The organism is Streptomyces sp. NPDC104096 (assembly GCF_055584385.1).
In genome coordinates, this window is the sequence record NZ_JBVJMD010000004.1 from 299,201 (window position 1) to 318,867 (window position 19,667).

Consider the following 19,667-nt stretch of genomic DNA (forward strand, 5'->3'; position numbering starts at 1 on the left):
TCCGGCACGGATGTTCCTCAACCCCCGGACCGGACAGGCACAGGCGTGCAGGCGGGCAGGCGGGCAGGCGCCGGTCAGGGTCGGGACGCCTCGCCCAGCGCGTCCAGCACCGGGCGGATGAGCGGATGCCCCTCGGCTCCTCTGCGCACCGCCGCGAAGACCCGGCGGGTGGGGGCCACCCCGTCGACCGGTCGTACGACCACACCGCTCAGGTCCATGCCGCGCAGCGCCGACCGGGGCACCAGGGCCACCCCGGCGTCGGCCGAGGCCAGCGCCACCACCGCGCGGAAGTCGTCCGAGGAGTGCTCGAGGCGGGGCTGGAAACCGGCGTTCTCGCAGGCCATCACGACCACGTCATGGCAGGGGTTGCCGGGGTAGGGGCCGATCCATGGATCCTTGGCCAGCTCGGCGAGCGGAACCTCGACGGTGTCGGCGAGCCGGTGGGCGACCGGGACGACCGCGTCGAAGGGCTCGGCGTACAGCGGGACATGGGTCAGCCGCGGGTCGTCGGCCGACGGGGCCCCGCGGTACTCGACGGCCACGGCCACGTCCACCTGCCGGTCCAGCACCATCGGGAGGCTGGCGTCGCCCTCCGCGTCCTGGACCCGGATGCGGATGCCCGGCGCGGAGACGGCCAGCCGGGCCACCGCGGGCGCGACGACCTGGGCGATGCCGGTGGCGAAGGCCGCGACGGTGACCGTGCCCGCCTCGCCCGAACCGTAGGCGGCGAGTTCCGCCTCCGCCCGCTCCAGCTGGGCGAGGACCGCGTTGGTGTGGCCGAGCAGGATCTCGCCGGCCGGGGTCAGCCGTACCCCCTTGGCACCGCGCTCGACCAGGCGGTGACCGGTCTCCTGCTCCAGCGCGGTGAGCTGCTGGGAGACCGCGGAGGGGGTGAGGTACAGCGCGGCGGCCGCCGCCGTGACCGTACGGTGGTCCGCCACCGCACGGAGGATGTGGAGCCGCCGCGCTTCGATCATGGGACCGATTCTCTCAAACGGAACGAGGTGTCCCGTTCCGCCCGATCGACCTCGGTGTCCCGGGTCAGGCCTCCAGCTCGGCGCGGGCCGCGACGAAGGCGTCGACCGCGCGGTTGACGTCGTCCGTGGAGTGCGCCGCGGAGAGCTGGACGCGGATGCGGGCCTGGCCCTGCGGGACGACCGGGTACGAGAAGCCGATCACGTACACCCCGCGCTCGAGGAGCAGTTCCGCCAGCCGCGCGGCGCGCGCCGCGTCGCCGATCATCACCGGCGCGATCGCGTGGTCGCCGGGCAGGACGTCGAAGCCCTCCTCGGTCATCCGGGAGCGGAACAGCGCCGTGTTCTCCCGCAGCCGCACCCGCAGGTCGTCCGCCGACTCCAGCAGGTCGAGGACCTTCAGGGAGGCCGCCGCGATCACCGGGGCCAGGGTGTTGGAGAAGAGGTACGGACGGGACCGCTGGCGCAGCAGCGCGACGATCTCCGCGCGGGCGGCGACATAACCGCCGGAGGCACCGCCGAGGGCCTTGCCGAGCGTGCCGGTGATGATGTCCACGCGGTCCATCACGCCGTGCAGTTCGGGCGTGCCTCGGCCGCCGGGGCCGACGAAGCCGACCGCGTGGGAGTCGTCGACCATGACCATGGCGTCGTAGCGCTCGGCGAGGTCGCAGATCTCGTCCAGCGGCGCCACGTAGCCGTCCATGGAGAAGACGCCGTCGGTGACGACGAGCTTGCGGCGCGCCCCGCCCTCGCCGGCCTCCTTCAACTGCCGCTCCAGGTCCGCCATGTCGCGGTTGGCGTAGCGGAAGCGGCGGGCCTTGGACAGCCGGATGCCGTCGATGATCGAGGCGTGGTTGAGGGCGTCGGAGATCACCGCGTCCTCGGCGCCGAGCAGCGTCTCGAAGACACCGCCGTTGGCGTCGAAGCAGGAGGAGTACAGGATCGTGTCCTCCTGGCCGAGGAACGCCGACAGCCGCGCCTCCAGCTCCTTGTGCACCTCCTGCGTACCGCAGATGAAGCGCACCGAGGCCATGCCGTAGCCCCAGCGGTCGAGGGCCTCATGGGCGGCGGCGACGACCTCGGGGTGGTCGGCGAGGCCGAGGTAGTTGTTCGCGCAGAAGTTGAGGACCTCGCCGGGGCGGCCGCCGGCGGTGACGGCGACGGTCGCGGACTGCGGGGTGCCGATCACGCGCTCGGGCTTGTGCAGACCGGCGGCGCGGATCTCGTCGAGGGTGGCGCGCAGGTCGTCGCGCACGGAGTCGAACATCGAAAGCTCCTAGGAAGAGGCGGGTGACTTGCGGCTACGCGGTCCAGTCGAGGATGACCTTGCCGCCGCGGCCGCTCGCCGCGTCGGCGAACGCCGCCTCGAAGTCGCGGTGGCCGTACCGGCCGGTGATCACCGGGGAGAGGTCGAGGCCGCCCTCCAGCAGGACCGACATCGCGTACCACGTCTCGAACATCTCACGACCGTAGATCCCCTTGATGGTGATCATCGAGGTGACGATGCGGGCCCAGTCGACCGGGAACTCCTGGGACGGCAGGCCGAGCATGGCGATCCGGCCGCCGTGCGTCATGTTGGCGATCATGTCGCGCAGGGCCTCGCCGCGCCCGGACATCTCCAGGCCGATGTCGAAGCCCTCGCGCAGGCCGAGGGTGCGCTGGCCGTCGGCGATGGTGGCGTCGGAGACGTTCAGCGCGAGACTCGCGCCGATCTTGCGGGCGAGCTCCAGGCGCTCCTCGCTGACGTCCGTGACGACGACGTTGCGGGCGCCGGCGTGCCGGGCCACCGCCGCGGCCATCAGGCCGATCGGACCGGCGCCGGTGATCAGCACGTCCTCGCCGACCAGCGGGAACGACAGCGCGGTGTGCACGGCGTTGCCGAACGGGTCGAAGATCGCGGCGATGTCGAGGTCGACCGGGACGCGGTGCACCCAGACGTTGGAGGCGGGCAGGGCCACGTACTCGGCGAAGGCGCCGTCGCGGCCGACCCCGAGCCCGACCGTCGCCCGGCACAGGTGGCGGCGCCCGGCCAGGCAGTTGCGGCACTTGCCGCAGACCAGGTGGCCCTCGCCGCTGACCCGGTCGCCCTCCTTGATGTCCACGACGTCACGGCCGGTGGCGACGACCTCGCCGACGAACTCGTGCCCGACCACGAGCGGGGTGCGGATGGCCTGCTGCGCCCAGCCGTCCCAGGCCCGGATGTGCAGGTCGGTGCCGCAGATACCGGTCCGCAGGACCTTGATCAGAACGTCGCCGGCACCGATCTCGGGCTCCGGGACGTCCATGAGCCACAGTCCGGGCTCCGCCTTCTGCTTGACCAGCGCCTTCAACGGTACGGCTCCTGTGGGTGAGGTCCCTGCCGCGGGCATGCCGAAGACACCCGCAGCCGGGGAGTGCAGTGGAATCGCCTAGCAATCTGCCGTATCGCGCTGCCCTGGTCCATCGAGGTTTTCTTAAGCGGCGCCACAGCTCTGCTTCACACCGGTCCGCCACGCCCGCCCTGCCCGGTCCGTCCCCCGGTCGGCCCAGTCCCCCGTGTCCCCCTGACGGCCCAGCCCGCCCGTCCCCCGGTCGGCCCTGTCCGCTCCGCGCCCACGGAGGGGCCGTCTCAGAGCGGGAGGCCGTCCGCCTCGCTCCGTTCGATCCGTGCCGTGAGCTCGGCGGCCGTCGACTTGATGGTCTCGAGGCCGGTCCTCCCCCAGGGCCGGGGCTCGGCGTCGGCCACGCACACCGTGCCCAGCACCATCCCGCCGGCGGCGACGAGCGGGGCGCCGAGATAGGAGTGGATGCCGTAGTCGTAGACGATCGGGTTGCCCGCGAACCGCGGATAGTCGCGGACGTCCTCCAGGACCAGCGCCTTGCCCCGGACGACGACGTGGGGGCAGTACCCGTGGTCGCGGGGCAGCCAGCGGCCCACCTCGGGCCGGCCGGGCGGCGCGGGCGGGGGGACTCCCGGAAGGTGCAGTCCGGCGAAGTACTGCCGCTCCTCGTCGATGAAGTTGACCATGGCGTACGGGGCCCCGGTGAGGTGGGCGAGCCGGTCCGCGAAGGCGTCGAGCTCGGGCTCGGGCCGCTCCCCCAGCCCCAGCCGCCGCAGCCGCAGCGCGCGGGCGGGCGCCTCCCTGTCCTCGGGGGTGAGCAGCAGCCGGCCCGCCGGACGCGGTGGGTCGTAGCTCATGGCCGGTCTCCGGCCGGGCGCGCGAGGGCCGGGCCCGGACAGGTGCGGGCCGGGTGGGCGCGGGCCGGGTCCGGGAGGGTGCGGGTCATGTGCGGGCTCCGTGGGCGGGTGCGGGGATCGCGGGCGGGGGCGGGGATCACAGGTGGACGCCACGGCTGGGCTCGGGGGCCGCCGGGGCGTGGGCGATGAGGTGGCGCACGAGGGTCAGCAGGGTCTGGACGCCCGAGGCGGAGATACGGGCGTCGCAGCGCACCACGGGGATCCCGGGACCGAGGTCGAGGGCGGCCCTGACCTCTTCGGAGGCGTAGCGGTGGGCGCCGTCGAACTCGTTGACCGCCACGATGAAGCCGAGACCGCGTTCCTCGAAGAAGTCGACGGCGGCGAAGCACTCCTCCAGGCGGCGGGTGTCGGCCAGGATGACCGCGCCGAGCGCGCCCTCGGAGAGCTCGTCCCACATGAACCAGAACCGCTCCTGTCCGGGCGTGCCGAACAGGTAGAGGACGTGCTGCGGGTCGAGGGTGATGCGGCCGAAGTCCATCGCCACGGTCGTCTCGACCTTGTTCTCGATGCCGTCGAGATTGTCGGTCGTGGCGCTGACGGTGGTGAGCAGCTCCTCCGTGCTGAGCGGGGCGATCTCGCTCACCGTGCCGACGAAGGTCGTCTTGCCGACCCCGAAACCGCCCGCCACCAGGATCTTCAGCGCGGTGGGGAAGGGCATGGGGCCGTTCTCGTACTCAGAGCTGTCGTCGTAGTCCATCGAGCACTGCCTCCAGAAGGGCCCGGTCGGTGGGGTTGTGGTGGAACTCGGGAGGTTTGGTGGTGAGTACCCCGCAATCGACCAGGTCGGACAGCAGCACCTTGGTGACGGCCGCCGGCAGTTTCAGATGGGCGGACACCTCGGCGACCGAGACGGGCGCGCGGGAGAGGGCGAGGGCCTGGGCGTGCTCCGGACCGAGGTAACCGAGGGGGGTGACTCCGGTGGCCCGCACCTGCGAGATGAGGTCGAGCGCGATGGTGGGCCTGGTGCGGCCGTTGCTGACGGTGAAGGGTCGCACCAGCCGTCCGGCCGCGTCGTCGAGCCAGGGCCCGTCGCCGACCGCCGCCACGCTCAACGCCTCATCACCGGGGGGTCGGCGGCATGCTGCCGGGGCGCGGTCACCAGGTACGGGCGGACGCTCTTGACCAGCATGGCCATCTCGTAGCCGAGCACCGCGGCGTCGGCCTCGCGGCCGGCGAGCACCGCGAGGCAGGTGCCGGAGCCGGCGGTGGTCACGAACAGCAGGTTCGCGTCGAGTTCGACGACCACCTGCCGTACGTCGCCGCCGTCGCCGAAACGCACCCCGGCGCTGCGGCCGAGCGAGTACAGGCCGGAGGCCAGGGCGGCCATGTGGTCGGCGCTGTCGTGGTCCAGGCCGTGGACGGACTTCACGAGGCCGTCGCAGGAGAGGAGGACCGCACTGGTGGTGTGCGGTACGCGCTGCACGAGGCCGCTCATCAGCCAGTCGAGATCGGACGAATGACTGGTCGGCACATCGCTCGCCATGGTGGATCGACTCCTTGGGGTACGAAGGTCGGCGGGAGCTGTGGGGGGTGCGGTGGTCATCCGGCAGGCGCGCTCCCGTCGTGCCGGGCGGTGTGCTGGTCGGTGTGCCGGTCGGGGCCGGGCGCGGACCGGCTGTCGCTCGCGCCGGACGCCTCGGGGGCGGCGGGCACCACGGACGGGTCCGCGGGCTGCGCCCGGGCTATCCGTGCCTTGTCCAGGAAGGACGTCGGTACGGCGGCGGCGGGCGACGACGGTTCGGCGACAGCGGGGGGCTGTACGACGATGGGCGACGGCGACGGCGACGGTACGAGCTGTACGTCGTTCGGTACGAGCTGTACGTCGGAGAGGGACGCGCCGGGGGGTGCGGCCGCCTCCAGGCTCTGCTGGGCCTCGGCCAGGCCGACACCGCGCTGGAAGGCGGCCATCAGGCCGGGGTCGTGCGCGGCGACGTCCGCGGAGTCCTGGCGGGGCGCGGGGCCACCGCGCAGCTGGGGGACGATGTGTTCCTGGGCGCGTCGGCGGGGCAGCCGGGGCTTGCCCATGGTGCCGCGCACCGCGCCGACTCGCGGGGTGGGCAGCCCTTGGGTGCTCTCCGCGACGGTCCGGCGCTCCTCGGGCCGGATCCCGGGCACGGCCGAGGCGGGGTTGGACCGTTCCCCCCGGGGGCCGCGCACGGGCAGGGGGGTGGGCGCGCCCCCGGTCGGCCGGGACTCGTCGGGGGTGCTGCGCGGGGCCGGCAGTTCGCCGTGACCGCCGGCAGCTCCGCCGCCGTCTGCGCCCGGCGGCCGGTCCGGTGCGCCGGTACCCCCGGTGCCCTGCGGCAGCGCGCGAACCCCGGTGTCCGAGCGCGGACCGGCTCCGGCCGCCTCCGGCCGCGTACCGCTGCCCGCGCCGCCCGTGGACGCGGCCGGGCCCGCGCCGCTCCCCGGCCGGGGCGCGGCGGAGCCGTTCGCCCTCGCACGCGGCTCGGTGCCGTTCGCCACGGGGGACGCCCCGTCGCGCCCCGACCCGGAAGCCGGCCCGCCGCCGTTCCCGGCGAGGGCCGGACCGCCGCCGTTCCCGGTGAGGGCCGGTGCGCCACCACGCCCGGCGAAGGACGGTCCGTCGCCGTTCCGGGGGACGGTCCGTCCGTTCCCGGGGAGAGCCGGTCCGTCACCGTTCCCGGTGAGCGACAGTCCGCCGGCGTTCCCGGCGAAGGCCGGGCCGTCGCCGTTCGCCCCCTCGGTCGGGTATCCGAACCCGGCACCGCCCGGCATCGGGACCGGACCACCGCGGCGGGCCGGCACGGGGACCGGACCGCCGGCACCTGTCGGGGTCGGGGCGGAGCCCGTGCCGTTCCCGGTCGGCACGCTCCCGCGGCCACCGGGGGAACGCCCGGCCGTCCTCCCGCCGTCGGCGGGAGCGGCCGGCACGGTGGAAGCGACGGTGCCACGGTCGTCGTCACGACCCTGCCGACGCCGTCGGCCGGTCGGGACGGCGGGTGCGGCGGGTGCGAGATGCCGTCCGGGCTCCCGGGCGGATCCGGTCCCGGACTGCTGCGGTCCGAGGGGGCCGGCCGCCGGGTCCTGCGGCCGCGTCACGGCCACGGCCCCGACGACGCCGTCCGGCGCCGTGCCGAGCAGTCCCTGCGGTACGACCAGGACGGCCTGCACCCCGCCGTAGATGTTGGTCTGGAGGCGGACCCTGATGCCGTGGCGGCGGGCGAGCTGGGAGACGACGAAGAGCCCGATCCGGCCGTCGGCGAGCAGCCGGGCCACATTGACCTGGTCGGGGTCGGCGAGCAGGTCGTTCATCCTGCTCTGCTCCTCGGCGGGCATACCGAGCCCGCGGTCCTCCACCTCGACGGCGAGCCCTGAGGTGACGAGGTTGGCGCGCAGCAGCACCTGGGTGTGCGGGGCGGAGAACACCGTGGCGTTCTCGACGAGTTCGGCCAGCAGGTGGATGACGTCGGCGACGGCGTGACCGCGCAGCTCGCCGTCGACCGGCGGGACGAGTTTGACGCGTGAGTACTGCTCGACCTCGGCGATCGCTGAGCGCAGCACCTCGGTCATGGAGACGGGGTTGCTCCACTGCCGGCGCGAGACGGCCCCGCCGAGCACGGCGAGGTTCTCGGCGTGACGGCGGATACGGGTGGCGAGGTGGTCGACGTGGAAGAGCCCCTTGAGCAGGTCGGGGTCCTCGATCTGGTTCTCCAGCTCGTCGAGGATGGAGATCTCCCGGTGCACCAGCGACTGGAGCCGCCGGGCGAGGTTGAGGAAGACCTCCAGCTTCTGTTCGCTGCCCGTCTGGCTGGAGAGCTGGGCGGCCTGCACGACGGCGGTGACGGCGCCGTCGTGCGCGCGGGCCAGGTCCGCGGCGAGCAGTTCGAACTCGTCGGCGTCCTTGGCCGGACCGCCCAGCGGCTTGCGCCGGGGCGCGTTCTCGCCGCGTCGTAACGCCTCGACGACGGCGCGCAGATCGGCCTCGCCGCGGGCGCTGCTGCGGCGCAGCGCGCCGATCCGGTCGGTCACGGACCGGGCGGCACGGTCGGCGGCGACGGCGGCGATCAGGATCCCCGCGACGGTGACCACGAGGGCGCCGGTCAGTACCGCCCACAGGGTCATGCCCTGTCCGGCTCCGGCGGAGCGGGCGGTGACCAGGATCGCCGCGCACGCGCTGAGGGCGACCGCGATCGGCGGCAGCACGGCGAGCCGCAGGAGTTGCGGCCGTATGTGGGCCTCGGGCAGCGGGACGGCGGGGCGGGCGACCGGCCGCCCGTGCCGCCCACCGCCGTCACGGCGGTCTGCGCGTGCGGCCGGTGCGCGGAGGTGAGACATCGGTGTCCTCGTGCTGGTCCGTCGAGCCTGAGCCTGATTGCTCGCGCGTGGTGCGCGGCTCGGGCGTGCGCCATCGCGGTGCCGGTCGGGAGAGCCCAGGAATTCGGCCCTGCGTCGCCCGGCGGGCACTCACAGTAGTCGCGGTTGCGACAGGTGCGGTGGGCAGTTGGCAAACTCCTACGGGGAGCATCCCGCTCTGGTATGAGGCATCGCACGAAAGACCGATGAACCCCTCAGACCCTCCTCCCCCAGGGGGAACACGAAAGGAACTCGGGAGCAAAAGGATGGTCTCAACCGATCAGAAACAGTCACTGTCGGTGATGTCGCAAGGGCGGGAACCGCTACCGCCCGACCGCGCGGGGGCGCTGACGAAGCACGAGAGGAAACGGGGCCGTGCATGGTCCGGCCCCGGAAGGATCGACCGCTACTCCACCGCGAGAACCGGTTCCGGTCCGGACGACGCCACCGGCGGCCACGTGGGCCAGCCCCCGGCCGGCGGCTTGGCGACGGCGCGCCACCACGGCGCCGAGGGTGCTGCCACGGTCGGCTCGAACGGCTCGCCCGCCACCGGGGCCGCCAGCGCCACGCCCGCCTTGTGCGTGGCGCGCATCGTGCCCTCGCCCGGCTCCGCCCACGGGTGCGGCGCCAGATTGAAGGTCGCCCAGTGGATGGGCATCATCACGCCGGCCGTCGGGTCCGCGGACTGGAGGTCGAGGTGGGCCTGGACCCCTTCCTCCGGGGTCATGTGGATGTCGGGCCAGAACTCCGAGTAGGCGCCGATCTGGATCATCGTGGCGTCGAACGGTCCGTGGGCCGCGCCGATGTCCTGGAAGCCGTCGAAGTAGCCCGTGTCGCCGCTGTGGTAGATCCGGTGCTCCTCGCCGGCCACGACCCAGGATGCCCACAGCGTGTGCTGGGTGTTGCGCAGACCCCGGCCGCAGAAGTGGCGCGCGGGGGTGGCGGTCAGGGTGAGGCCGCCGACGCGGGTCGACTCGTGCCAGTCCAGCTCGCGCAGCCGGTCGGCCGCCACACCCCAGTGTTCGAGGTGCTCACCGACCCCGAGCGGCACGGCGAACAGGGTGTCCGTGCCCGCCAGCGCCTTGATCGTCGGCATGTCGAGGTGGTCGTAGTGGTCGTGGGAGATGACGACGACGTCGACCGGGCCGAGCGCGGCCAGCGGCAGCGGCACCGGGTGCAGCCGCTTGGGTCCGGCGAACGCGAACGGCGAACAGCGCTCGCCCCAGACGGGGTCGAACAGCACCCGCCGACCGTCGATCTCGGCGAGCACGCTGGAGTGTCCCATCCAGGTGAGCCGCAGTCCGGAGGCGGGCGGCCGGGCGAGGTCGGCGAGGGTGGTGGCGTGCACCGGGATGGTGCCGCTCGGGGCGCGGTGCGACTTGGCCTCCCGGTCGAAGTAGACCTTCGCGAGGGCGGAGGCGGAGCCCGAGGGCCGGATCCGGGACGGGCCGCCGGGGTTCTGGAAGACCCCGTCCTTGAAGTGGGGCGAACTGCGGATGCGCGCGAGGCGCCCGCCGCTCGGGTCCGCGCCGAAGGCCGCGGGCTGCAACGAGCGGAGCCCGAGGCTCGAGGAACGGAAACCGGGCACGGCACCTCCAGGTGGAGTCGGGACGTTTCATTATGGTCGGCTCCCGCGACAACACCGGCTCCCGGCCGTGCGTTCCCGCTCTGCGACAACGCCGGTGCCCGGCCGTACGTTCCCGCCCGCTCACATCGCCGTTCCGGCAGCCGGGGCGCGGCACTAGGGTGACCGGGTGGCGAGAGTGCGGTTGAACGTGGCGGAACGGCGCGAGGAGTTGCTGCGGGCCGCCGTGCAGCAGATCGAGGCGCGGGGCGTGGCGGCGGTCAGGATCGCCGACGTGGCCTCGGCGCTCGGGGTGAGCAACGCGCTGGTGCTCTACCACTTCTCGACCAAGGAGAAGCTGGTCGCCGCCGCCTTCACGTACGCGGCCGAGGAGGACCTGGCCCGGCTGCGCAAGCTGCTCGGCCGCCGCACCACCGCGCTGCGGCGGCTGCGTTCGGCCGTGCGCTGGTACGCCCCCACGGGGCAGGCCAAGGGCTGGCGGCTGTGGATCGAGGGCTGGGCGGCGGCGCTGCGAGAGCCCGCCCTCCAGGACGTCACCCGCGACCTCGACCGGCGGTGGAAGGCCGCGATCACCGAGGTCGTCGCGGACGGTGTGGCCGCCGGGGAGTTCGAGTGCCCGGACCCCGCGGCCGCGGCGCTGCGTCTGACGGCCCTGCTCGACGGACTCGCCGTACAGCTGACGTCGTACCCCGGCGCCGTCTCGCGGGCCCGCGCGCAGGAGTGGGTGGACGAGGCGCTGGCCCGGGAACTGGGTCTCGCGCGGGAGGCGTTGACGGCGTAGGCGCGGAGCCGACCGGAGGCCGACCCCGCGCCCATGCCTGTCGGCCGCTCAGGCCACGGCCGCGATGCGTTCCTTGATGTCGTCCGGGGACAGCGCGCCCTTGGCGGTCACGTGGTCGCCCGAGGACTCCCCGCGCAGCCGTCGGCCGATCCACGGGACCAGGTACTCGCGCGCCCAGTGGACGTCGTCGCGCCGTACTTCGAGGGTGCCGCGCGGCGGCAGCGCCGGCCAGGCCTGCTCCGGGTCGGCCGGCACCTCCACGCCGAGGGTCTGGCCCGCGCGCAGCGCCACGCGCGTGTGCCCCTCGGGCGAGAGGTGGAGCCGGTCGCCGTCCCAGGCCCGGCGGTCCTGGATGGACTTGAGGGACCACAGGTCCAGCACCGGGCAGCCGTACCGGTCGGCGACGGCCCGGACGTGCCCGTTGTAGGTCGCGATCTTCCCGCGCAGGTGCTTGAGCAGGGGAACACCGCGGGTGTCGAAGCCGGTTGTCACCATGACGGTGCCGGATACGGCGGTCAGCGCGGCGATCGCGCGCTCGAACCGCTCCGCCACCTCGTCGGGGTCGGTCCCGGGCCGGAGGATGTCGTTGCCGCCGGCGCAGAAGGAGACCAGGTCCGGCGCGAGTCGGACGGCCTGCGGAAGCTGGTCCTCCACGATCTGGTCGAGGAGCTTTCCGCGTACCGCGAGATTGGTGTACTGGAAGTCGCCCTCGGGCTGCCGGTCCGCCAGGAGGACCGCGAACCGGTCGGCCCAGCCGACGAACGCCCCGTCGGGGCCGGGGTCGCCGACGCCCTCGGTGAAGCTGTCCCCCACCGCCACGTACGACCCGATCACTGCTCTGCTGTCACTCTTCGAATCGTCTGCCACATCGGCTCATGATTCACCTTCGAATGTGACCTACGCGACCGTAGCCATGGGTTGACGGACGGTGAGATAAGCCACTCCTAAAGAGTTGTCCAATCAGGGAATAAGCGTGCGATCCGGAACATCGACGCAGTGCCCGCACCCGGGCGCGTCGAAGGCCGGCCCCCGGGGATCGGGGTCCGGCCTTCGACGGCGGAGAGGCACGCGGGAGACGGCCTGCCGGTCAGGCAGTTCGTCGCTCAGACAGCCCGGCGGTCGGACTGCCCGTCGGTCAGACGGCGACGCCGTGCGCGCGGAGGTAGGCGATCGGGTCGACGTCGGAGCCGTAGTCCGGGGTGGTGCGGATCTCGAAGTGCAGGTGCGGGCCGGTCACATTGCCGGTCGCGCCCGAGAGACCGACCTGCTGACCCGCGGTCACGGTCTGGCCGGCCGAGACGGAGAGCCGGGACAGGTGGGCGTACTGCGCGTAGTGGCCGTCGGCGAGCCGGATGACGACCTGGTTGCCGTACGCGCCGCCCCAGCCGGCCGAGACGACGGTGCCCGCGCCGACGGCCTTGAGCGAGGTGCCGGTCGGGACGACGAAGTCGACGCCGGTGTGGTGGCCGCTGGACCACATGCTGCCCGCCACGTGGTACGCGGTGCCGATCGGGGCACCGGCGACCGGGAGCGTGAAACCGCTGCCGGTGGTCTGCGGGGCGGCGGGCTTCGCCGCGGAGGACCGCGCGGACGAGGACTCCGCCGACGCGGACTTCGCGGGGGACGACTCCGCCGAGGAGGACCCCGCCGACGGCGACTTCGGCGCGGCGGACCCGGCGCCCTCGCCCGTCACTGCCTTCGCGCCGATGCTGAGCTTCAGACCGGGGTGGATCAGCGACGGATCGGCCCCGACGGCCGCCCGGTTGTCCTGGTAGAGCCGGTGCCAGCCGCCGTCGACGTGCTGGGCGTCGGCTATCTTCGCGAGGTGGTCGCCGGCGACCACCGTGTAGGTACGGGCACCCGTGCTCTGCCCGTCAGCCTGCTCGGCGGTCTTCTGGCCGCTCGTCGCGCCGGACTGCGCGGCCTTCGCGGGAACCGACCGGGCGGCGGACTGCGGCGTCGCCGCGTGCGCGCCGGTGGCCCCCAGCAGCGGGAGGGCGAGCGTGGCACCGCCGGTTCCGACGACGGCGAGCGAGCGGCTGAGGCGCGGGGCCTTGGGACGGCGGTGCTTACCCTTCGCGGGCATGGCGTTTTCCTCTCCGGCGCCTACGAGGTGAGCTGTCGGGTGCGGACTGGAGATGCCCGGCCGCGCTCGCGGCGCGGCTGAACCCCTAGCCTGTTCCGGTGACGGGACCAGGCGGTCGAGCCTGTGGGTCCCCCGTTCCTGCCGTGCACGGGTGAGTGTGCGGGCACCGGGCGGCGGCAGGATTAGGCGTCCACCCGGATCGGTGTGGAACGTAAGCGAGCCCGCCACAACGGGACAAGCGGCCTCTTCCGGATGTGCCCGTTTTGCTTGATCCGTTACGAGAGATCCCGATTACCCTGCGTAAAACTCCTCCCCTCTCGTTTCACATCTCCCCAAAAGGCGCACTGATTGCGTGAACATGACGCAGCACTCACGGTCACCGATATGACCCTCCTCACGCACTCGTCACCCAGTCACCTTTATTCCAGGGCGAGTTCCGGCAAAGAGGGCAATCCGGGCAGACCGCCTACAGGTGACACACCGGGACGGTCGCCGCACCGACGCTTCGGCCTGTGGACGACGCGGTCGCCCTCGAACCGATGTCGTATCGTCGTCAGCGCATCCCGTCGGCCACCCGCCGAGCCACGCCGACGGGGCGAGCGGGAGGAGCCCCCCTTGACGCAGCAGGTCCCGTCGACCGAGCCCGAACTGGCCGGAGTGCGCAACTTCCGCGACGTCGGCGGACTGCCCACCGCCGACGGACGGCGGGTGCGCCACGGCGTGCTGTTCCGCAGCGGTCACCTGGCGCACGCGACCGACGAGGACGCGGCGTTCCTGTCCTCCCTGAAGCTGCACACGATCTTCGACTTCCGCAACGCGGCGGACCAGAAGCTGGAGGGCCCGGACGTCGAGCTGCCCGGCGTGCGCAATGTAAACCTGCCGCTGTCGGACCCGGCGGACGGCTCCGAGTTCTGGAAGATGGTCCGCGACGGCGAGATCGAGCAGCTGCGCGCGATCCTCGGCGAGGGCAGGGCCGCGCACCGGATGATCATGTCGTACCGCACCATCGTCAAGGAGCGGACGGGCGAGCACTCCCGGGTGCTGCACTCGCTCTCCGAGGACAGCGTCCCGGCCCTGATGCACTGCGCGGCGGGCAAGGACCGCGCCGGCCTGTCCATCGCGGTGACGCTGCTGGCCCTGGGCGTGGAGCGCGAGGCGATCCTCGCCGACTACCTGGAGTCCAACGCCACGCACCGCCGCTACAGGGTGCGCCGCAGCGACTCGTCCTCGGCGGGCTACTCCCCCGAGGTCATGGAGCTGCTCAGCCCCCTGTTCGACGCGCGGGCGGAGTACCTGGCCGCGGCGCTGGAGACCATCGAGGAGAACTGGGGCGGCGTCGACGCCTACCTGGAGCAGGGGCTCCGGCTGGCGCCCGAGACCCGGGAACGGCTGCGCGAGCGGCTCCTCGACTGACCCTCGGCCCGGCGGCTCGCCGCCGGGCTCCGGCCCTTCGGGCCGCCCGCTGTCGGCGCCCCGCCGCCGAGCCGCCCGTCGCCGGGCGACTACTGCTGGGCGCCGACCTCGAAGAGCAGCCAGATGAACGCCGCGAGGACGTGTCCCACGGCGATGTAGACGATCAGCCTGATCCAGAGGGAGCGGGGGAACTTCTCCTCGATGTCACTCATGGCTTCTCTCCGATGGTGTCGCCGAGGCACAGGGTGGCCGTCGGGCTCTGCAACAGGGTGTGTACGAACAGCAGCTCGACCCCGTCGGGGTCCTGAGCGGCTATACGGTGCGGGGTCAGCGAGTCGAAGTGCGCGCTGTCGCCCGGACCGAGCAGGTGGGTGGCGTCGGCCAGTCGCAGCCGCAGGCGCCCGGTGAGGACGTACAGCCACTCCTCGCCGGGGTGCACGCGGACGACGTCGCCCTGCGAGCCGTACGGGACGCGTACCCGCAGGGCCTGCATCCCGCGGCCGGGCGAGCCAGCCTGCCAGTACGTCCAGCCGCCCGCGGCGGTCGGCTCCGCGTCACCGGCGCGCAGCACGGCGTCCCGGTCGGGGACCGTCTCGCCGAGCAGGTCCGAGACTGTCGTACCGTAGACGCGGGCGAGTGCGAGCAGCATCGGCAGCGATGCCTGGCGCTGCCCGGTCTCCAGCCGGGAGAGATGGGCGGGCGACAGCCCGGCGGCACGGGCGGCGGCCTCCAGGGTCAGCGAGGCCCGGCGGCGCAGGGCGCGCAGCCGCGGCGCGACGGCCGAGAGGCCTTCGGCGGTCTCCGCGGCCGGCTCTGTTGCCGGGCCGAGCGGCGGCTCGGACGCGGCTTCTGGGAAGCTCATGCCATCCATTGAGCCAGGTCGATTGCCTCTCTGGCAAATACCTTGCCTCTCAGGCAAACCGAAGGGCACGGGGCGCGGACCGGTGGCCGCCAGGGCCCGGCGCCGGCGCCGGTGATCAGTCCTGGGCCGCCCGGCCGCGCCGGTCCTCGACGTGGACGACGTGGAGTTCGGTGCCGTCGCGGTGGCGCTTGGACCGCCCGAACACCCCTATCGCGATGTCCGACCGTTCGTGCGGCTCGTCGGGGCCGACGTAGGTGAGGACGTCGTTGTGCCGCCCGGTGACGACCCACCCTTCGGCGTCCTTGAGGTCGATCACCCCGAAGTCCCCCGCCGGGGATCCGGCGCGCACCGGGCCGAACTCCCGCAGAATCCCGGTGGCCTGGTCCGCGAGGTCTCCCTCCGGGGCGGTGAGCACGACACAGGTGCCGTGCTCGAACAGCACCCACGACTTGCCGGGGTCGGCGAGGAGCCGCTGCCACATGTCCTTGAGCATCTCGGTGTTCACGGCCGTCATCATGCCGCAGCGCACCGACGCCCCGCCCGGACTACCGGTTGGCCACCGCCTGCTTGATCAGTGTCCGGCCGAAGTCCCAGACCAGTCCGCCCCCGTTGTGCGCGTCGTCCATCACCTCGGTGAAGGCGTCGACGAACCGGTCCACCTCCCGCTCGCCGACGATCAGCGGCGGGATCAGCTTGATCACCTCCAGGTGGTCGCCGGAGACCTGGGTGAGGATCCGGTGCCGCTGGAGCAGCGGGACGACCACCATCTGCGCGAACAGCCCCTTGCGCGCGGCCTGGAGCATGCTCCAGCGGCCGCGCAGCTTCAGCGACTTCGGCCGCCCGAACTCGATACCGATCATCAGGCCCCGGCCCCGGACGTCGGCGAGCAGCTCGTACTTGTCGGTGAGCGCGGCCAGCCGGGACCGCAACAGCTCCCCGGTGGCGCGGGCGTTGGCGACGATCTGGTCGTTCTCCATGACCGACAGCACGGCGAGCCCGGCGGCCATGGCCTGGGCGTTCGACCCGAAGCTCGCCGAGTGGACGAGCACCCGGTCCATCGACGAGTAGACCTTCTTGAAGATCCAGTCCCGGCCGAGCGTGGCGCCGACCGGCACATAGCCGCCGGAGAGTGCCTTGGCCACGCACACCAGGTCCGGTTCGACGCCGTCCTCGTGCTGGTAGGCGTAGAAGTCGCCGGTCCGGCCCAGCCCGGTCTGCACCTCGTCGGCGATGAGCAGCGCCTTGTGCCGGTGCAGGAGTTCCTGGGCGGCGCGCAGGTAGCCGGGCGGGGCCTCGTGCACGCCCTTGCCCTGGATCGGCTCGACGACGAGGGCCGCCACGTCGCCCTTCCTCAGCTCCCGGGCCAGCGCGTCGAGGTCGCCGAGCGGGACGGCGGTGTCGGGCAGCAGCGGCGCGAAGCCGTCCCGGAAGCCGGTCTCGCCGTTGACCGAGAGGGAGCCGGTGGTCAGCCCGTGGAAGGCGTGGTCGCAGTACAGGATCCGCGGCCTGCCGGTGGCGTAGCGGGCGAACTTCAGCGCGGTCTCGACCGCCTCCGTGCCGCTGTTGCCGAAGAACACCCGGTCCAGGTGCGGGCTGTGCGCGAGGAGCCGCTCGGCCAGCAGCCCGGGCAGCGGCTGGCAGTCGAAGCGGGTGAGGTCGGCGAGCGAGGCGTCGAGGACGTCGTGCAGCGCCTTGCGGACCACGGGGTGGTGACGGCCCAGGCCCATCACCCCGAACCCGGCGAGCATGTCCAGGTGGTCGTTGCCGTCCGCGTCCCAGAAGTAGGCCCCCTCGGCGCGGACGTAGACCTTGTCGAAGCCGATGGTGTGCAGCATCCGCGGGAGCTGGTGGTTGAGGTGCTTGGCGTGCAGCTCGTAGCGCTCGGCCCCGCGCTCGGCCAGCAGCGCGGCGAGGTCGAACTCCTCGGTCATCCGTGTTTCTCCTTGACTGCCAGGCTTGCGCTGATCCGTCCGGCGATCTCGACCGGGGTGAGACCGATGTCGGCGAGCACCTCGGCGCGCTTGGCGTGCGCGAGGAACTGCTCGGGGATCCCGAACCGCCGTACGGGTACGTCGACCTCGGCGTCGCCCAGGGCCAGCGCGACCGCCGCGCCGACCCCGGCCGCGCGGCTGTTGTCCTCGACGACGGCCACCAGCCGGTGCCCGGCGGCCAGGCCCGGCAGCGCGGGGTCGACGGGCTTGACCCAGCGGGGGTCCACCACGGTGCAGCCGGTGCCGCGCGCTTCGAGGAGCTCGGCGGCCTGCAGGCAGACCGGCGCCATGACGCCGACGGCCACCAGCAGTACCTCGGGCGTGCCCGGGCCGCGGTGCAGGACGTCGAGACCGCCCACCTGGCCGACGGCCGGGATCCGCGGACCGACCGACTCCTTCGGGAAGCGCACGAGGGTCGGTGCGTCGTCCACGGCGACGGCCTCGCGCAGCTGTGCGGAGAGCTGGTCGGCGTCGCGCGGCGCGGCGATCCTGAGCCCGGGGACGACCTGGAGGATCGACAGGTCCCACATGCCGTTGTGGGAGGCGCCGTCGACACCGGTGACGCCGGCCCGGTCGAGCACGAAGGTGACGCCGCACCTGTGCAGGGCCACGTCCATCAGTAACTGGTCGAAGGCGCGGTTGAGGAAGGTGGCGTAGACGGCCACCACGGGGTGCAGTCCGCCGGTGGCGAGACCGGCCGCCGAGACGGCCGCGTGCTGCTCGGCGATGCCGACGTCCCACACCCGGTCGGGGAAGCGGGCCGCGAACTTGCCGAGGCCCACCGGGTGCAGCATCGCGGCGGTGATCGCCACGACGTCGTCGCGTTCCTCCCCGATCCTGACCATCTCGTCGCCGAACACCGAGGTCCAGGACGGACCGCCGGCCGGGGCGAGCGGCGCGCAGGTGAGGGGGTCCATCACGCCGACGGTGTGGAAGTGGTCCTCCTCGTGGGCGAGGGCCGGTTCGTAGCCGCGGCCCTTCTCGGTGAGGCAGTGGACGAGGACCGGCCCGTGGAAACGCTTGGCGCGGCGCAGCGCGGACTCGACGGCCTTGAGGTCGTGGCCGTCGATCGGTCCGACGTACTTCAGCCCCAGGTCCTCGAACATGCCCTGCGGCGCGAAGGCGTCCTTGAAGCCCTTCTTCGCCCCGTGCAGCGACTCGTACAGCGTGGGGCCGACCACCGGGGTCCGCAGCAGTACGTCCTTGCCCCAGGCGAGGACCTGCTCGTAGCCGTCGGTCGTGCGCAGGGTCGCCAGGTGGTTGGCGAGGCCGCCTATGGTGGGCGCGTAGGAGCGCTCGTTGTCGTTGACGACGATGATCAGCGGGCGGTCCCTGGCGGCCGCGATGTTGTTCAATGCCTCCCAGGCCATGCCGCCGGTGAGCGCGCCGTCGCCGATGACCGCGACGACGTGGCCGTCCTCCCCCTGCACCTGGCGTGCCTTGGCGAGGCCGTCCGCCCAGCCGAGCGCGGTGGAGGCGTGGCTGTTCTCGACGATGTCGTGCTCGGACTCCTCGCGCGAGGGGTAGCCGGACAGGCCGCCCTTGCCCCGCAGCTTGGAGAAATCCTGACGTCCCGTCAGGAGTTTGTGTACGTAACTCTGGTGGCCGGTGTCCCAGACGATGCGGTCGACCGGCGACTCGAAGACCCGGTGGAGCGCGATGGAGAGTTCCACCACCCCCAGGTTGGGCCCGAGGTGTCCGCCGGTCCTGGCCACCGCGTGCACCAGGAAGTCCCTGATCTCCTCGGACAGTTCACCGAGTTCCGCCTCGGACAGCGCCTTAAGGTCGCGTGGTCCCCGGATGGTCTCCAGAATGGTCACGCTCGGGCCCCCTTCGGTTCGTGCCGTTCAGTTCACGGTGACGGCCGGCTCCCCTGCCGCGACGCCGTCCTGTTCCATCCGTTCGGCGATCTTCATGGCCTCCTCGATCAGGGTCTCCACGATCTTCGACTCGGGGACGGTCTTGATGACCTCGCCCTTGACGAAGATCTGCCCCTTGCCGTTGCCCGAGGCCACACCCAGATCGGCCTCACGCGCCTCACCCGGACCGTTCACCACACAGCCCATGACCGCGACCCGCAACGGGACCTCCATGCCCTCCAGGCCCGCCGTGACCTCCTCGGCCAGCTTGTACACGTCCACCTGCGCACGCCCGCACGACGGACACGAGACGATCTCCAGACCCCGCTGCCTGAGGTTCAGCGACTCCAGGATCTGGATGCCGACCTTCACCTCCTCGACCGGCGGCGCCGACAGCGACACCCGGATCGTGTCCCCGATCCCCTGCGACAGCAGCGCACCGAACGCCACCGCCGACTTGATCGTGCCCTGGAACGCCGGACCCGCCTCCGTCACACCCAGGTGCAGCGGGTAGTCGCACTGCGCCGCCAGCTGCCGGTACGCCTCGACCATGACCACCGG

General features: G+C 72.7%; 19 protein-coding genes and 1 riboswitch. Of the genes, 2 read left to right on the forward strand and 17 right to left on the reverse strand.

The window, feature by feature from the left end; genetic code table 11:
* Nucleotides 1-74: 74 nt before the first annotated feature.
* The 9 genes from ACZ60B_RS07495 to ACZ60B_RS07535 all read right to left on the reverse strand — a co-directional run bounded on the left by ACZ60B_RS07495 (nucleotide 75) and on the right by ACZ60B_RS07535 (nucleotide 10,117).
* Nucleotides 75-977 carry a LysR family transcriptional regulator gene (locus ACZ60B_RS07495; RefSeq protein ID WP_469385026.1) on the reverse strand — a complete coding sequence of 301 codons (903 nt, stop codon included), beginning with the start codon at nucleotides 975-977 and terminating at the stop codon, nucleotides 75-77.
* 64 nt (nucleotides 978-1,041) lie between these two features.
* A complete protein-coding gene (locus tag ACZ60B_RS07500; RefSeq protein ID WP_469385028.1) occupies nucleotides 1,042-2,241 on the reverse strand; it encodes a glycine C-acetyltransferase in 1,200 nt (399 codons plus the stop codon).
* Between the two features lie 34 nt (nucleotides 2,242-2,275).
* Nucleotides 2,276-3,304: an L-threonine 3-dehydrogenase gene (tdh, locus tag ACZ60B_RS07505; protein WP_469385030.1), complete on the reverse strand. Its 1,029-nt coding sequence runs from the start codon at nucleotides 3,302-3,304 to the stop codon at nucleotides 2,276-2,278.
* Between the two features lie 278 nt (nucleotides 3,305-3,582).
* Nucleotides 3,583-4,152, reverse strand: coding sequence for a GAF domain-containing protein (locus tag ACZ60B_RS07510; protein ID WP_469385032.1), 570 nt, complete (start codon nucleotides 4,150-4,152; stop codon nucleotides 3,583-3,585).
* Between the two features lie 136 nt (nucleotides 4,153-4,288).
* Nucleotides 4,289-4,909, reverse strand: a complete 621-nt coding sequence (locus ACZ60B_RS07515; RefSeq protein ID WP_351604921.1) for a GTP-binding protein — start codon at nucleotides 4,907-4,909, stop codon at nucleotides 4,289-4,291.
* Nucleotides 4,887-5,258 carry a DUF742 domain-containing protein gene (locus ACZ60B_RS07520; protein WP_162469635.1) on the reverse strand — a complete coding sequence of 124 codons (372 nt, stop codon included), beginning with the start codon at nucleotides 5,256-5,258 and terminating at the stop codon, nucleotides 4,887-4,889. The genes ACZ60B_RS07515 and ACZ60B_RS07520 overlap by 23 nt, the downstream gene beginning before the upstream one ends.
* 2 nt (nucleotides 5,259-5,260) lie before the next feature.
* Entirely contained in the window at nucleotides 5,261-5,695 is a 435-nt protein-coding gene (locus ACZ60B_RS07525; protein WP_384720877.1) for a roadblock/LC7 domain-containing protein, read from the reverse strand.
* A gap of 56 nt (nucleotides 5,696-5,751) precedes the next feature.
* Entirely contained in the window at nucleotides 5,752-8,511 is a 2,760-nt protein-coding gene (locus ACZ60B_RS07530) for a sensor histidine kinase (RefSeq protein WP_469385035.1), read from the reverse strand.
* 424 nt (nucleotides 8,512-8,935) lie between these two features.
* Nucleotides 8,936-10,117: an MBL fold metallo-hydrolase gene (locus ACZ60B_RS07535; protein WP_469385038.1), complete on the reverse strand. Its 1,182-nt coding sequence runs from the start codon at nucleotides 10,115-10,117 to the stop codon at nucleotides 8,936-8,938.
* 166 nt (nucleotides 10,118-10,283) lie between these two features.
* Between ACZ60B_RS07535 and ACZ60B_RS07540 the strand changes: the two genes are divergently transcribed.
* The gene (locus ACZ60B_RS07540) at nucleotides 10,284-10,895 is read left to right on the forward strand and encodes a TetR/AcrR family transcriptional regulator (RefSeq protein WP_469385040.1); all 612 of its coding nucleotides are present in this window, start codon (nucleotides 10,284-10,286) and stop codon (nucleotides 10,893-10,895) included.
* Nucleotides 10,896-10,943: 48 nt separating this feature from the next.
* Here the strand turns inward: ACZ60B_RS07540 and ACZ60B_RS07545 are convergent, their stop codons facing one another.
* Nucleotides 10,944-11,729 carry an SGNH/GDSL hydrolase family protein gene (locus ACZ60B_RS07545; RefSeq protein ID WP_469385088.1) on the reverse strand — a complete coding sequence of 262 codons (786 nt, stop codon included), beginning with the start codon at nucleotides 11,727-11,729 and terminating at the stop codon, nucleotides 10,944-10,946.
* Between the two features lie 301 nt (nucleotides 11,730-12,030).
* Nucleotides 12,031-12,981, reverse strand: coding sequence for a M23 family metallopeptidase (locus ACZ60B_RS07550; RefSeq protein ID WP_469385041.1), 951 nt, complete (start codon nucleotides 12,979-12,981; stop codon nucleotides 12,031-12,033).
* Nucleotides 12,982-12,983: 2 nt separating this feature from the next.
* Nucleotides 12,984-13,145, reverse strand: a riboswitch (cyclic di-AMP (ydaO/yuaA leader).
* 451 nt (nucleotides 13,146-13,596) lie between these two features.
* On the opposite strand from ACZ60B_RS07550, the gene ACZ60B_RS07555 reads away from it, so the two are divergent.
* Nucleotides 13,597-14,394, forward strand: a complete 798-nt coding sequence (locus ACZ60B_RS07555; protein ID WP_469385043.1) for a tyrosine-protein phosphatase — start codon at nucleotides 13,597-13,599, stop codon at nucleotides 14,392-14,394.
* Between the two features lie 89 nt (nucleotides 14,395-14,483).
* Here the strand turns inward: ACZ60B_RS07555 and ACZ60B_RS07560 are convergent, their stop codons facing one another.
* From ACZ60B_RS07560 to ACZ60B_RS07585, 6 genes are all read right to left on the reverse strand, one after another.
* Entirely contained in the window at nucleotides 14,484-14,606 is a 123-nt protein-coding gene (locus tag ACZ60B_RS07560; protein ID WP_469385044.1) for a DUF6126 family protein, read from the reverse strand.
* The gene (locus ACZ60B_RS07565; RefSeq protein WP_469385046.1) at nucleotides 14,603-15,256 is read right to left on the reverse strand and encodes a helix-turn-helix domain-containing protein; all 654 of its coding nucleotides are present in this window, start codon (nucleotides 15,254-15,256) and stop codon (nucleotides 14,603-14,605) included. The genes ACZ60B_RS07560 and ACZ60B_RS07565 overlap by 4 nt, the downstream gene beginning before the upstream one ends.
* A 115-nt stretch (nucleotides 15,257-15,371) precedes the next feature.
* Nucleotides 15,372-15,770, reverse strand: a complete 399-nt coding sequence (locus ACZ60B_RS07570; RefSeq protein WP_469385090.1) for a hypothetical protein — start codon at nucleotides 15,768-15,770, stop codon at nucleotides 15,372-15,374.
* A gap of 31 nt (nucleotides 15,771-15,801) precedes the next feature.
* Nucleotides 15,802-17,187 (reverse strand): aspartate aminotransferase family protein, encoded by a 1,386-nt coding sequence (locus tag ACZ60B_RS07575; protein WP_469385047.1) that lies wholly within the window; start codon nucleotides 17,185-17,187, stop codon nucleotides 15,802-15,804.
* Complete coding sequence (gene dxs / locus ACZ60B_RS07580; RefSeq protein WP_469385048.1) at nucleotides 17,184-19,067, reverse strand: 1-deoxy-D-xylulose-5-phosphate synthase; 1,884 nt, start codon at nucleotides 19,065-19,067, stop codon at nucleotides 17,184-17,186. The genes ACZ60B_RS07575 and dxs overlap by 4 nt, the downstream gene beginning before the upstream one ends.
* Nucleotides 19,068-19,094: 27 nt before the next feature.
* On the reverse strand, nucleotides 19,095-19,667 hold a 573-nt coding region (locus ACZ60B_RS07585; RefSeq protein ID WP_469385050.1), incomplete at its 5' end, for a flavodoxin-dependent (E)-4-hydroxy-3-methylbut-2-enyl-diphosphate synthase.

Coding starts and splice junctions, on each gene's coding strand:
- ACZ60B_RS07495 (WP_469385026.1), bottom strand. CDS start 977: ATGATCGAAGCGCGGCGGCTCCACATCCTCCGTGCGGTGGCGGACCAC.
- ACZ60B_RS07500 (WP_469385028.1), bottom strand. CDS start 2,241: ATGTTCGACTCCGTGCGCGACGACCTGCGCGCCACCCTCGACGAGATC.
- ACZ60B_RS07510 (WP_469385032.1), bottom strand. CDS start 4,152: ATGAGCTACGACCCACCGCGTCCGGCGGGCCGGCTGCTGCTCACCCCC.
- ACZ60B_RS07515 (WP_351604921.1), bottom strand. CDS start 4,909: ATGGACTACGACGACAGCTCTGAGTACGAGAACGGCCCCATGCCCTTC.
- ACZ60B_RS07525 (WP_384720877.1), bottom strand. CDS start 5,695: ATGGCGAGCGATGTGCCGACCAGTCATTCGTCCGATCTCGACTGGCTG.
- ACZ60B_RS07530 (WP_469385035.1), bottom strand. CDS start 8,511: ATGTCTCACCTCCGCGCACCGGCCGCACGCGCAGACCGCCGTGACGGC.
- ACZ60B_RS07550 (WP_469385041.1), bottom strand. CDS start 12,981: ATGCCCGCGAAGGGTAAGCACCGCCGTCCCAAGGCCCCGCGCCTCAGC.
- ACZ60B_RS07560 (WP_469385044.1), bottom strand. CDS start 14,606: ATGAGTGACATCGAGGAGAAGTTCCCCCGCTCCCTCTGGATCAGGCTG.
- ACZ60B_RS07565 (WP_469385046.1), bottom strand. CDS start 15,256: ATGAGCTTCCCAGAAGCCGCGTCCGAGCCGCCGCTCGGCCCGGCAACA.
- ACZ60B_RS07570 (WP_469385090.1), bottom strand. CDS start 15,770: ATGACGGCCGTGAACACCGAGATGCTCAAGGACATGTGGCAGCGGCTC.
- ACZ60B_RS07575 (WP_469385047.1), bottom strand. CDS start 17,187: ATGACCGAGGAGTTCGACCTCGCCGCGCTGCTGGCCGAGCGCGGGGCC.